This window comes from Candidatus Falkowbacteria bacterium (assembly GCA_026396835.1).
Classification (GTDB): domain Bacteria; phylum Patescibacteriota; class Patescibacteriia; order Patescibacteriales; family Patescibacteriaceae; genus Patescibacterium.
In genome coordinates, this window is record JAPLWA010000003.1 from 73,449 (window position 1) to 87,374 (window position 13,926).

A 13,926-nucleotide genomic window follows, 5' to 3' on the forward strand; every position below is an offset into this window, starting at 1 on the left:
ATATGAAAAAAACTACTACAAAAACTAATGAAATATTGCACAATCTTAACCAGGCTCAATTAGAGGCTGTAACGCACGATAGTGGCCCAATGTTGATTGTGGCTGGTGCTGGAACTGGTAAAACCACTGTTTTAATAAACCGCTTAGCTTGGCTAATCCAAGAAAAAAAAGTTTATCCTGAACAAATACTTTTAACGACTTTTACGAAGAAAGGTGCAGCTGAATTAGAAGAACGCGCTGACAAGCTTTTGCCTTATGGTTATGTAAATTTGTGGATTAACACTTTTGACAGTTTTGGCGAAAGAATTTTACGCGATCACGCACTAGATATTGGACTATCTCCTAATTTCAAAGTTTTAGATCAGACTGAACAATGGATGTTTATCCGCAAACACTTAGCTGAATTTAAATTTGATTATTACAAGCCATTAGGCGACCCAACAAAATTTATTCATGAAATAATAAGTCATTTTTCAAGATTGAAAAATGAAAATATTTTAGCCGAGGATTACTTAAAATTAGCTGGAGAAAAAATCGCTGATGCTGATAAAATTCATAGCTCGGATGATAAAGCTGATGAACTTGATGCTAGTCGTATTAACGAACTAGCCAACGGCTATCATATTTATAATCGTCTATTGGTCAAAGAAGGCTTCCTTGATTTCGGCGACCTTGTCCGTTACACCATAAAACTATTTAAGGAACGCCCAAATATCTTAGCCAAATATCGTGAACAATTTAAGTACATCATGGTTGATGAGTTTCAAGATACTAATAAGATTCAATATGAACTAATTAAATTGTTAGCTTTACCTAATAATAATTTAGTTGCCGTAGGTGATGATGACCAAAGTATTTATCGTTTTCGTGGTGCATCATTATCAAACATCATGCAATTCAAAGATGATTATCCAAAAGCCAAGGAAGTTGTCTTAACGGAAAACTATCGCTCAGGCCAAGTCGTTCTTGATCATGCTTATACTTTCATTACTCATAACAATCCCAATCGACTTGAAGCTAAATTAAAGCTTGATAAAAAATTAGTTTCTAAAACTAAAGAAAAAGGCGCAGCTGATTTTTATGATTTTGCCACTGAGTTTGAAGAAACCAAGACCGTCGCCGACATGATAAAGGAATTACATGACAAAAAAGTTACCTGGGCAAATATTGCTATTTTAGTTCGAGCTAATGATACGGCTGATAAATTTGTCAAAGAATTAACCAGACAAAATATTCCTAATCATTTTGTGTCGCTTAAAGGTTTGTATTATAAACAGGTGATTCTTGATATTTTAGCTTACTTAAAATTATTAGATGATCATCATGAGCCCGCTTCACTATATCGCGCGCTTAACTTAGCAAGCTTCAGAGTTGATCATGAAAACCTTCTGATTCTCAATAAATGGGGACGCAAAAAACTTTGGTCTTTATTTGAAACTCTACAGCACGCTGATTTAATCAATGAATTAAGCGATAAAACACGCAAAAACATTAAACATCTGCTTGATTCTATCAAGCATCATTCTGACTTAGCTAAAAATGACAAAGCTTCTAAAGTCTATTTACATACCGTTAGAGATCTAATTATTGAACACTTAGACCAAGATCTTGATCAAGAATCTTTCTCTTTCTTAAATCAGTTTTATTCAAAAATAAAAAACTTTGAGTCAGCTGATGAGCAGGGTACGCTTAAAGATTTCTTAAGTTTGATTGCCTTAGAAATGGAAGCTGGCGAAACTGGCGGTTTACGTTTTAATTTTGATGACGCTGATACAGTTAAAGTCATGACCGTACACGCCGCCAAAGGTTTAGAATTTGAGCATGTCTTTATCGTTAACTTAGTTGACCGAAAATTCCCGGTTGATAATCGCGGCGAAAAAATACCTATTCCTGAAGAACTCGGCGGAGTAATAAACACCAGTAAAGATTCTCACATTGAAGAAGAGCGCCGTTTGTTTTATGTTGCGATGACACGCGCTAAATTTGGTTTGTACTGTACTGGCGCTCGTGACTACGGTGGACTACGTGATAAAAAACCATCTAAGTTTGTTAATGAAGCTGAACTACCAACGATCGCTTCTAAAGCCGCTATTAAAAATGAATTTGAACGCGACTTAGAACAAATTGATAACACTCCAGATCGCGTGCAATATGCCTTACCTGAAAAGTTCTCTTTTTCACAATTAAAAACTTTTCAAAACTGCCCTTGGGAATATAAATTTATTTATATCTTAAAAATGCCGACCGAAGATACTTCTTATTTTACTTTTGGTCGCGTGATTCACTCTTGCTTAAGACAATTCTTTTTGCCGCTCCTAACTAACGCCTGGCAGCAACCGAGTTTGTTTAATGATGAAGATGCCAAGGCAGCCGACTTAAGCTTGAAAAAATTACTTGAGCTTTATGATGAGTACTGGGTAAACAGTGGTTACCGCGACAAACAAGAAGCTGACGATTATAAAGCGCTTGGTAAAAAAATGTTACAAACTTTGCAAAAAGAGTTAGGTGATGAAAAACCAGTTATTGCTTTCCTAGAAAAAAAGTTTAACTTATCTTTAGGCAAAGAAATTTTAACTGGCGCCATAGATCGCGTTGACAAGCTCGCTGATGGAACTTTTGAAATCATTGATTATAAGACTGGCCAAAAACCAAAAACTTTTGGCTTTGAACAAAAGCAACAATTACTACTTTATCAAGCAGCCTTAGAAGAGAACTTTAAGATGAAAATTTCTAAACTCAGTTTTTACTATCTAAAGGATAATGAGAAAGTAAGCTTCACAGCAAAAGACGGGGAAATTGATAAAGTTAAGCAAAAAATGCTTGATTTAATTAGCGAAATCAAGAGCTTTGACTTTACTCCTCGACCAGGCATTATGTGTAAAAACTGTCCTTATAAAAAAATGTGTGAGTTTACCCAAATCTAAGTAGAAAACAACAAGCAAAAAGTGTATAATAACAATACTTTATAGTTGCTAATAATTATGACTCTCCGAACTTATTTAGCTTTAATGATAATCGCCACGCTAATCGCCTGGCTTGGCTTTGGTATTGTTGTCTTAACAGTTGATCCGCAAACAACTAGCTGGATTGGAATTGCTCTATTTTACATAACCTTACTAATTTCTTTGTCTGGTTCTGCTGCAATTATTGGTTTTATTGTTAGATTCTTATTCTTAAAACATGAACTTGTTGCGCGCTCAGTCATAGTTGCTTTTAGGCAAGGTTTTCTCGCCGCTGTTATGATAACAATAATCATGTTCTTTCTTTCCCATAAACTATTTAATACATTAAATGTTATCCTCCTTATTTTAGGGGTAACCACGCTAGAATTTTTGCTACTAGGCTTAGAATCTGAGCGTCTTAAAAATGAATAATTACATATGCTATCATTCTTAACAAATCTTTTCTCAAACAAAAATAATAAAACTAAATTTCCTAAGGTCGTAGTTGGGCAAATTGTGGCAATTGAAAATCATCCTAACGCTGATCGCCTACAACTTGCGACCGTTAACGTCGGCAAACACTTAAAAGTAGTTTGTGGAGCACCAAATATTTCCATTGGACAATTGGTTCCAGTTGCCTTAGTTGGGGCAGCCCTACCTAACGGAATTGTAATCCAGCAAGCCAGTATTAGAGGAGTTGATTCTGAAGGTATGATTTGTGCTGAAGATGAACTCTGCATTGGTCATGACCATTCTGGTATAATCGTTTTCTCTGAAGGGAAAATTGGCGACACAATTGATAAATATATTAAAAAATAATTAAAACAAATATGTCTTTTATTACTAATAGCCAAGATATCTTATTTCTAGTGCTAGCTTTCTGCGCTTTATGGTTGACAGCTTTTATCGTTTGGCTACTTTATTATGCTGTCATGACAGTTAAACAAGGTTATCATGCAGTCAAACAAATAAAAGAAAAAATTCAAGCAGTTGATGAAATCATAACCATGGTCAAAGAAAAAATTACTTTTACTACTTCATACTTAAGTTTGATTGTTACAGGAGTTAAAAAAATGATTGATCTTTTGGGGACTAGCGAAGAAAAAAAGAACCGCAAAAAGAAGTAAAAAATGGATTGACCCGTCAATGACTTTATGTTATTATATATTGGTTATTTAGAGTATTTAACACCACGCATATTAGTAGTAAATTAAAGCAAATATCAGTTAATTTACTGTTATCTTTGCTAAAATTTATCATTCATATAAAGAGGCTCACTACCGCTTTTTTTGTTACTGTCATACTGAGTCCAATTATCTGGCTCGTTCAGCTAATATTTAGCGGCCTGATTGTGCCTTCTTACCGAGCCTACATTTTGCTTACAAAAAAAATATTGGACTCTAGTCAGATATCATCTACTCGAGGGAAAATTTCTGGTATTTTGATGGGTAGAATAGCTGTCCACTCACTGATAATCATCTTAGGAATATTTCTTATATATAGTAATTTAGCAGTAAAGCAAAAAGTAACATCATCTGATGAGTTGGTTGGTAAAACTAAATTAGCCAACCTAATTGGCGAGGATAGATCAGACTCTGGACAACTAATAGAAGACTACCCAAATCTCAATGTTGCTGTGTTGGACAGAAGATTTAAATATGGTGAGAACTCTCTAAGATCAAAAGTGAGCATCCTAACAAAAGAACAAGGTCAGACTGAAGAAAGTGCTACCAAGATAGTAGAAAAGCGGTCGACGGCAATAAGCTACACAATACAAAATGGCGACACAATCAGTAGTATCGCAAGACGCTTTGGAATTAGTATAAATACTATTCTATGGGAAAACGACCTTAAGGCTACTAGTCTAATTAAACCGGGTAACCAGTTAACAATCCTACCAAGCTCTGGTGTCGGACATACTGTTGTTCGCGGACAAACCTTAGGTGCAATTGCAAAGCTATATGACGTTAGCGAACAAGACATTCTTAAGGCCAACGGCATAAGCAATCCTAACCAAATTAAAATTGGCGAGAAACTTTTAATCCCAGGTGCTAGCCAGCTAGCTAGTGCTTCAGGCAATACAATTGTTAAAGCAACAACTAAACAAGTTTCTTTAGGCGCTGAAAAATTAAGAGCTATTATTTCTAGCGATAGAGATTCGACAGCCATAATTCCTGCTGGAGGAAGAATGGCGTGGCCAACAACCGGACATAGAATCACTCAGTACTATTCTTGGCGACATACCGGAGTAGACATTGCCGATCATATTGGAACACCAATCTACGCGGCTGACTCCGGCGTTGTTACAACGGTTGGCTATAACCGAGGTGGTTATGGTAACCAAATTATTATTAGCCATGGTGGTGGGAAAACAACACGTTATGGTCACCTTTCCGCTTTTGACGTGGTAGTTGGACAAAAGGTTACCAAGGGGCAATATATTGCCGCCATGGGTTCAACCGGCCGTTCAACAGGACCGCACCTTCACTTTGAAGTTATGCTAAACGGAGCACGTTATAACCCGCTTAACTACACTCGTTAATTGACTGATTCTTAATCTTAAGTTAAATTAAAAGAAAATATGAGTTTCATTATTGGCTTAATCATGACCGTAGCAGGCGCACTGATAACTATAAAATCAGAGGCTGTGTTTGGTTTCTTTGGTCGCATTGAATTCTTTGAAGAAAAGTTAGCCAGTTCAGGGGGTTCACGACTAGGTTACAAATTATTTGGCTTACTTCTCTTCTTTCTAGGTGTTTTAACCATGACTGGTTTAATTACCGGCTTTATGGAATTTATACTTTCACCTTTACTAAAATATTCTAATCCAGATTTAAGTTAAAATTATATGATATTAAAACCAGGCGAAAATATAGGGCAAAATTCCGAAACTCCAGAAAATACAGAAGGATTTTTAGTTGACAGTGTCATTGAAGACAATAATTTTTTACCAGAAACAGAGGAAGACAAGAAAAAAAACGAGGAGAACAGAGCAAGTTTTGAAGCACGACTAGAGGGCCTTTCCAGGGATGAAAAATGGGATGTTATGCGTGGCTATAACCTAGGGAAAGAAGCTCATCGAACACAAAAAAGAGATTCTGGCGAAAGATATTTTGAACATCTAAGAAGTGTAGCTCTAATCTTGATTGATGAATGTCAAATAAAAGATCCGAATTTAACTATTGCTTGCTTATTGCACGATTCAATTGAAGACTCTCCTATCTTTGGTAATTCTAATCTAGCTTACTCGGCCTGGAAAGAAGAAAGTGATTATCATTTAAGCAAAACTTTTAACAAAAAAGTGTCTGAGCTCGTCATTGGATTAACTAAACCAAAGGTTGATGGAGTAGAAATTAAAAATAAGAAGGAAGCCCATGATGCTTATATTAACAACTTGCTACAAGGTTCTCCTGACACAATTCTCTTAAAAATGTGTGACAGATTACATAATCTTAGATCACTAAAAAATAACACTCCCGAGAAAAGACTAAAAACAATCAAGGAAACAAAGGAAGTCTACTTGCCAATATTCCAAGAAGCTCTACTTGCCTATCCCAATGCAGGCGCCAGTCTTCTGGAAAAAATAAACAAGGAGATTGAAGCCGTAGAGCAGATGGATTAGTCCTCGCCCTAGACAATAAGCTTATTTTAGTTTAAAATCTTTAAGTATCAAATAACTTCAGTTAAATTTGAGGTTATTCTTGGGCCCTTAGCTCATTTGGTAGAGCACCGCGTTTGCAACGCGGGGGTGACCGGTTCGAGCCCGGTAGGGTCCACCAAATTTAAAAGCAGATCGTTTTGATCTGCTTTTATTAATTAGAATTTTCGGACTTTACCAATTATTCTCCCTAATCAAAACCGTCTCCAATCCTCCATTCATTAAATTTATTGTAATACCCTTTAGCATGTTGCCCTTCTAACCATTTCAATTCTTTTAGCCATATATTAATTTGTTCGCCAAAAGGAATTTTAAATAAAACTATTTCTGTACTTAATGGCTCCTTTGTGTGATAGGGATCAAAACGATTCAATATACTAAGAAGATATATAATCTTTTTCTGATCGGATATGGTCATTTTATTTAACGAGGAATCAAAGGAATCACCAATAATTTCATTTTTTTTACGCATGAAGACAAAGGGGAAAGAATGCTTCTTAACATCATATTTTTTCATTTCATACATTTTTTCACCATTTTTATCAAAAAATATAAAGCTTCTATCGCTATGGGAAACTTCTTCGTAACGATAAATAGGTAAAAACTCTTTATTTCTTTCGGCCCAATTTAGAGTCCAGGCCTGAGCAATTATTGGGACACTTAAATCAAGCACTCTTACATGAGGTACTTTTTGTACCTTGTTTATATCAACGTGATTCTTTATAAAACCAAACACCTCAAAAAACGCTTTGATTTTAATAGGTGTTGTAACCTTTTCTTCTTCCTTCATTTTGGTTGAAAATTCGTTTTTCATCATTATTTATCCTTATTTTTTGGTTATTTAATTGTTAATGTTCTATCTCTAGAATATACTATTGACATATTTATTCAACCTATTCCGTATAAAGTTTATAAAAAAATGCTCTAGCATTCACAATATACCTATAAACATTGACATTTATGAGTATATATGATACCCTAAATTGTAGTCGGAAAGTTACGACTAATTCATAAATATGAACATAAAAAACATTCTGGCAAAACTTGATATTAAAGACAAGAAAGCCGATCTATATCTAGCTTGCCTAGAATCAGGTGGTTCAACGGCTTATTTCCTGGCCAAGAAGGTGGGCTTAAAAAGACCAACTGCCTATGATGCCCTCTATTCCCTATTAAAAGAAGGCTTAGTTCATGCTTCTATCAAAAAGAATAGTAAATACTTTTATCCAGCTGACCCGGAAATACTAATGCAAAAATTAAAAGAGAAAGAGCAAGACTTACTATCAGCCTTGCCAATATTACAGAGCTTATATAACTCACCAAAAATAATACCGAATGTAAAATACTTTGAGGGCAAAGAAGGAATTAAAGAAATGAGCAATGATAGTTTAAAAACTCTTAAAAAGGGCGGCGAAATACTAATCTTTTGCGGCGACGATGTCCTACGTTATATTCCCAAATATGCTGAGGAATATATAAAAGCTAGAGTTGATAAAGGCATTCGAGTACGAGGTATTTATAAAAAAACTCCAGAAATTATAAAATACATGGATAAAAACCTAGCCCAACTTAGAACTGTTAAAATAGTTGATGAAAAATTTTTACCGATGAATAATGAAATTAATATCTACGGTAATAAGATAGCGATTTCAAGCTATGGCAAAGAAATGTTTGGCATGATAATTGAATCTGAAGAAATCGCTAGATCACAAAGGGCAATTTTTGAGCTAGCTTGGCGCGGCGCCAATGAAATATGCTAATATAATTATAAAATGATATAATTATATTACTAATTAACAATTTACAAAATATGAAAATGACTCCATTGGGCATGATTGCCCTAATTCTAGTTATTGTTGGTGGTTTAAACTGGGGACTAGTTGGTATATTCAACTTTGACCTAGTTGCTTTCCTATTAGGGAAAATGAGCTCAGCAACACGCATAGTCTACGCTCTAGTTGGCCTAGCCAGCGTTTACATGATTTACGTAGCTGCCAATAGAAAGAGCTAATCCTTTTACCCTACCCCCAACCCCTCCCCGCGCATAGCGCAGGGAGGGGTGTCTTATATTCACGTAAACACTGAGATGAATTAGTTGTATAGACTAAGAACTATTAAGGCATTAAAAACACCAAGGGGTTTGGGGGCTGAATCGAGCGCCGTGATTGTCGATATAAAAGGCAAACAATGTAATAGCGAGTTGAAGCCCCCAAAGCTTTTGTTACTTTTGGCTACAAAAGTAAGCCCTAGCGGCAGCGTTTATTAGTATTTTGCTAAAGAAAAAACATTTATTTATATAAATCCAGGAGAGTCCGAAGAAGAGGCATTCTATGATATAATAAGCTATATCTATGGCCACTAAAAAGAAGAAAAAACTACTAATTATTGACGGTCACGCCCTGATTCACAGGAGCTTTCATGCCTTGCCTACGAGCATGACAACCAGTAAAGGCGAGATAGTAAATGCTGTTTATGGCTTTACGTCTTTTTTGTTAAAGGCTATTAAAGAGCTAAAGCCTGACATGGTTGCTTTGACTATGGATAAAAAAGGTCCAACTTTTAGGCACGAATCTTACAAAGAATATAAAGCCACGCGCGTTAAAGCTGCCGATGAACTATATGAACAAATTCCGCGAGTTAAAGAATTAGCAACTATTTTAGCCATCCCTATTTTTGAAGTGGCGGGCTTTGAAGCTGATGACCTCATCGGAACTTTATCTAAAAGAATAAAAGACGCTGAAAAAATGATTGTCACGGGCGACTTAGATACTTTGCAGTTAATTAATAAAGACACGAGAATCTATACCATGAGCCATGGCTTAACTGATAGTTTTATTTACGATGATAAGGCGGTTGAAGAAAGATTTGGCTTAGGTGTTGATCAAATGATTGATTATAAAGCATTACGCGGCGACCCCAGCGATAATATTCCTGGAGTTAGAGGAATCGGTGAAAAAACTGCCGTGGAACTTCTACAAAAATTCAAAACCGTCACTAATCTTTATAAAAATATTAATGACCCGTGGATTAGACCACGTATTAAAGAATTACTAGTTGAGCATAAAAAAGATGCTTTGATGAGCTATGATTTAGCAACCATTAAACAAGATGTACCACTAGAGTTTGATGAAGCCGATCTTAACTTTGGTAATTTTGATTTAGAGAAGGCGGTTAATTTTTTCCGTGAAATGGAGTTTAAGTCCTTAATCCCCCGCTTATTACAATTAAAAACCACTAACTCTTCTAAGGAACAAAATGTTACTCGCTCTGAAGACAAATTTGATCGTGATACAAAAATATTTAATTACGAAATTATTGATGATGAAAAGAAATTCAAAGCTTTTCTAAAAAAACTAAAACTACAAAAAAAATTCGCCTTTGATATTGAAACTAGTGGTCTAGATAGTACTAATGATCGTTTAGTTGGGTTAAGTTTTGCCTGGACAGCCGGTGAAGCTTATTTTGTAGTAGTAAATCAAGAGCCATTAAACGGCAAAGTTACTAAAGATTTATTTTCCTGGAACAAGCAAACTAAAACCACGGCTCATCCTTGGTTAACATTACTCAAACCAATCTTAGAAGATGAAACAATTAAAAAAATTGGTCATAATGCGAAATTCGATATTGAATTTTTATATCACTTCGGCATCCGTCCGGCTGGGCTATATTTTGACACTATGATTGCTGCCTATGTTCTAAACCCCGGCAATCGCCAATATAGTTTAGATGCGGTTAGTTTAGAAAAGTTAGAATTTGAAAAAATTTCTAAAGATGATTTATTAGGCAGCGGCAAAACTAAACAAACTTATGGCACGGTTGATATTAAACGCTTAGGAATTTACGCTTGCGAGGATGCTGATTGCACCAATCGTTTAGCTAAAATTTTAGAGCCAGAATTAAAACAAGAGAAATTAGATAAAATATTTTCTAAAATCGAAATGCCCTTAGTTGCTTGTTTAATTGACATGGAACTAAATGGTATTGAATTAGATATTACTTATCTAAAAAACCTAGAAACAAAAGTTGATGCTGAAATTGAAACTTTAGAAAAAAAGATTTACCAATTGGCGGGCATGACTTTTAACATTGCCTCACCTAAACAAATGCAAGAAGTTTTATTTACTAAATTAAAACTTTCTACTTTTGGAATTGGTAAAACTAAAACCGGAATATCGACTGGTGTTGACGAACTAATGAAGCTAAAAAAGCAGCACCCAATTATTGAGCAAATCATGGAATATAGAGAGCTAGCCAAGCTGTCTTCAACTTACATCAAAAATTTGCCTTTATTGGTTAATCCTTTGACTAAGCGCCTTCATACCACTTTTAACCAAACAATCGCCGCTACGGGCCGTTTATCGTCAACAGAGCCTAATTTACAGAACATCCCAGTAAAAACAGAGCTTGGACGCCTTATTCGCCATGCTTTTGTGGCTCCAAAAGGTTGGGAATTGATCAGTTTTGACTACTCTCAAATTGAGCTTCGTTTAGCTGCTCATTTATCAAAAGACCCTGGGCTAGTTAAAGCCTTTAAAGCCAACCAAGATATTCACACGGCTACAGCGGCTGCTATTAACCAAGTTGATGTCAGTAAGGTAACGAAAGATATGCGCCGGGCCGCTAAGGCTGTTAACTTTGGAATTTTATATGGACAAGGCCCACATGGTTTATCACAAACCGCGGAAATTCCTTATGAAGAAGCGAAAGATTTTATTGATCGCTATTTTGCAACTTATGTTGGTATTAAAAAATATATTGATCACACAATCGTCCAAGCGCAAAAAACTGGCTATGTTGAAACTCTATTTGGTCGCAAAAGATTCTTGCCTGACATAAATGCTAAAGCTGTTATGGTTCGTCGTAGCGCCGAAAGAATGGCTATCAATACTCCGATCCAAGGAACGGCGGCTGATATGATAAAATTAGCCATGATTGAGGTTTATAAATTCTTGAAAACTAAGTACCAAGATAAAATTAAATTGTTACTTCAGGTGCATGACGAATTATTATTTGAAATTGATCCAAGTATAATTAAAAGTGCGGCGTCGGAAATCAAAACCATAATGGAAAATGTTTTAGCGCTTGATGTACCAGTCCTAGTCGATATTAAACATGGTAAAAATTGGCAAAACATGGAAGAAATAGTCTTACGCTGAAGCTACAGACTATAAATTATTTTAATATATGAAATTAAATGAGCTAAAAAAACAAAATATTATTTTACTTGGTCTAGGCGCTGAAAATTTTTTCTTAACTTTATGGTTAAGAGAGCAAGGCCTAACTAACACTATAACAATCTGGGATACTTTAGCGGCTGATAAGTTAGGTGAACGTTATAAATTTTTAGTTAAAGATAAAAACATTAACTGGATTTTAAATAAAAAATTACCAGAGCTAAAAAGCTATTCTTTAATTGTGCGCTCCCCCGGTGTATTTATAAAACCGGAACACAGAAAAAAATTAACTCGTAAATTAACTGGGCCAATGCAGTTGTTTATGGACTTTTGTCCTACTAAAAATATTGTTGGCGTCACCGGCACTAAGGGCAAAGGCACAACTTCTAGCCTAATTTACAATATTATTAAAACTGCTAAGAAAAAAGTTTGGCTAGGCGGTAATATTGGCGTTGCACCATTTTCTTTTATTAACCAAATAAAACCGACTGATTGGGTAGTTTTAGAATTATCTAGTTTTCAGCTACAAGAAATAACAACTGGCCCTAAAATTGCTGTTTTTACTAATTTTTCCCCAGAACATTTATCACCAGCTGATCCTAATAATCCTAACCATCATCATTCACTTAATGATTATTGGCAGTCAAAGTTAAATATTACCAGAGCTACTAAATTAGCTGTTATTAATCAAAGACTAAAAGGGAAAATTAAGGATAAAAAACTTAAGCTTAAATTTTTTAATTGTTCTAATTTAGCGTCTAACTTACCGGGTGAGCATAATAAGGAGAACATCGCCGCGGCAATATTAGTAACTAAAGCTATCAAAATCCCTGATGCTATTATTACCAAAGCAGTCAAACAATTTAAGGGCTTAGAGTATAGAATTGAAAAAGTTGGGGACAAAAATGGCGTTGAATATTATAATGACAGCTTTGCTACAACTCCAGAAGCTACTCAGACTGCTCTAAAGTCATTCTCCAGACCAATTATATTATTAGCCTCAGGCGCAGAAAAAAAATCAGATTTTTCTAAATTAGCTAAAGACATTACTAAGCGAGTAAAATATCTAGTTTTATTCAAGGGTCAAGCTACGGCTCGCCTAAAGAAAGAAACTATTAAAGCCGGCTTCAAAACTACTAATATTGTGATTGCTAAAAGCATGAACGACGCCGTAAAAAAAGCGCAAAAGAAAGCTAGCAAGGGCGATATTATTTTAATGTCCCCAGCCACAGCAAGTTTTGGTATGTTTAAGAACTATAAAGATAGAGGTAAACAGTTTAATCAAGCGCTTAACTAAAATAAAAAAGTATATCCTTCTTGCTGGATATACTTTATTAAGTAACACATTTTTTGTTTCTTATTCTTTGGACACAGGAAGTATGTTTGTATATTCTTTAAATAAACTAACTACCTTCTGATAGAAAGATGCCCAGGTTTCTTTTTCCTGATCAAAATCTTTCAACCACTCTTCATATACTTCACTTTCTTCTCCTTCACTGTAATCACATCTACAAACGCTGCCGTCTTTTTCGAGATAGAAATCATCATAATCATCACTCTGCATGCTAATTAAATGCTTGCAGCTGCTTGGAATACGGAGATCAATAAGATTATCGGGGTTATCGCCATTATACAATGAAGCCTTTACTCCCGGTATTAAAGAAAACAGATCTACCCATCCCTGCAGTCTTGTCTTGAAATCAGATGATAGTTTTTTTATCTCATCGATTCCAAGTAGATCGCTTGTTGGAACAGCAGGAAGAGTCATCTTCACGCCAGTTGTGGCTAAAGAAATTAGATGCCAGGCCGAACTGTAATCATATTCATTAATTTCATCCCCGACTCCAATAATTGAAACGCTTCCATCGGCCATAAAAATTGCACCGGCCTCTGCTTTTCTGTCGTCTGTCATGTAGTCTCCAAAATAGAATAAAGATTTTGGAAATATAACTGTAAAAACCGGCTCCTTAATTGGGATGTAAAAGCTATTTTTTAGCTCGTTTATATCCGTTGGATCATCTGAGAACTTGATGACCGGCTGTCTCTTAAGAAAGCCTTTCCACTCACTGATCCGTTGAACCGCCTCATTTATTGAAGCAAGGTCATCAGTTGGAACTTTTGCTATCTCCATTATTTATTTCCTTTCCCTCGC

General features: G+C 35.4%; 13 protein-coding genes and 1 tRNA gene. 12 read left to right on the forward strand and 2 right to left on the reverse strand.

Annotated elements, in window-relative coordinates; translation table 11 throughout:
* Nucleotides 1–2 precede the first annotated feature (2 nt).
* The 8 genes from NTY12_00775 to NTY12_00810 all read left to right on the forward strand — a co-directional run bounded on the left by NTY12_00775 (nt 3) and on the right by NTY12_00810 (nt 6,721).
* Nucleotides 3–2,924, forward strand: a complete 2,922-nt coding sequence (locus NTY12_00775) for an ATP-dependent DNA helicase (protein MCX6792538.1) — start codon at nt 3–5, stop codon at nt 2,922–2,924.
* A 57-nt stretch (nt 2,925–2,981) separates the two neighbouring features.
* A complete protein-coding gene (locus NTY12_00780) occupies nt 2,982–3,374 on the forward strand; it encodes a hypothetical protein (protein MCX6792539.1) in 393 nt (130 codons plus the stop codon).
* Between the two features lie 6 nt (nt 3,375–3,380).
* Nucleotides 3,381–3,761: a hypothetical protein gene (locus NTY12_00785; GenBank protein ID MCX6792540.1), complete on the forward strand. Its 381-nt coding sequence runs from the start codon at nt 3,381–3,383 to the stop codon at nt 3,759–3,761.
* 11 nt (nt 3,762–3,772) lie between these two features.
* Nucleotides 3,773–4,069: a hypothetical protein gene (locus NTY12_00790; protein ID MCX6792541.1), complete on the forward strand. Its 297-nt coding sequence runs from the start codon at nt 3,773–3,775 to the stop codon at nt 4,067–4,069.
* Nucleotides 4,070–4,317: 248 nt separating this feature from the next.
* Nucleotides 4,318–5,484, forward strand: coding sequence for a M23 family metallopeptidase (locus NTY12_00795; GenBank protein ID MCX6792542.1), 1,167 nt, complete (start codon nt 4,318–4,320; stop codon nt 5,482–5,484).
* Between the two features lie 39 nt (nt 5,485–5,523).
* A complete protein-coding gene (locus NTY12_00800) occupies nt 5,524–5,784 on the forward strand; it encodes a hypothetical protein (GenBank protein ID MCX6792543.1) in 261 nt (86 codons plus the stop codon).
* Nucleotides 5,785–5,790: 6 nt separating this feature from the next.
* Nucleotides 5,791–6,564 carry an HD domain-containing protein gene (locus tag NTY12_00805; GenBank protein MCX6792544.1) on the forward strand — a complete coding sequence of 258 codons (774 nt, stop codon included), beginning with the start codon at nt 5,791–5,793 and terminating at the stop codon, nt 6,562–6,564.
* Between the two features lie 81 nt (nt 6,565–6,645).
* Nucleotides 6,646–6,721 (forward strand) — tRNA-Ala (locus NTY12_00810).
* A gap of 69 nt (nt 6,722–6,790) precedes the next feature.
* Here NTY12_00810 and NTY12_00815 read toward each other — a convergent pair.
* Nucleotides 6,791–7,417, reverse strand: a complete 627-nt coding sequence (locus tag NTY12_00815) for a hypothetical protein (protein MCX6792545.1) — start codon at nt 7,415–7,417, stop codon at nt 6,791–6,793.
* Between the two features lie 199 nt (nt 7,418–7,616).
* On the opposite strand from NTY12_00815, the gene NTY12_00820 reads away from it, so the two are divergent.
* From NTY12_00820 to murD, 4 genes are all read left to right on the forward strand, one after another.
* Nucleotides 7,617–8,360, forward strand: a complete 744-nt coding sequence (locus NTY12_00820; GenBank protein MCX6792546.1) for a hypothetical protein — start codon at nt 7,617–7,619, stop codon at nt 8,358–8,360.
* 50 nt (nt 8,361–8,410) lie between these two features.
* Nucleotides 8,411–8,611 (forward strand): DUF378 domain-containing protein, encoded by a 201-nt coding sequence (locus tag NTY12_00825; protein MCX6792547.1) that lies wholly within the window; start codon nt 8,411–8,413, stop codon nt 8,609–8,611.
* 340 nt (nt 8,612–8,951) lie between these two features.
* A complete protein-coding gene (gene polA / locus NTY12_00830; protein ID MCX6792548.1) occupies nt 8,952–11,756 on the forward strand; it encodes a DNA polymerase I in 2,805 nt (934 codons plus the stop codon).
* A gap of 28 nt (nt 11,757–11,784) precedes the next feature.
* Complete coding sequence (gene murD / locus NTY12_00835) at nt 11,785–13,071, forward strand: UDP-N-acetylmuramoyl-L-alanine--D-glutamate ligase (GenBank protein ID MCX6792549.1); 1,287 nt, start codon at nt 11,785–11,787, stop codon at nt 13,069–13,071.
* A 60-nt stretch (nt 13,072–13,131) separates the two neighbouring features.
* On the opposite strand, the gene NTY12_00840 is transcribed toward murD, so the two are convergent.
* Nucleotides 13,132–13,686: a hypothetical protein gene (locus NTY12_00840; protein ID MCX6792550.1), complete on the reverse strand. Its 555-nt coding sequence runs from the start codon at nt 13,684–13,686 to the stop codon at nt 13,132–13,134.
* Between the last annotated feature and the right edge of the window lie 240 nt (nt 13,687–13,926).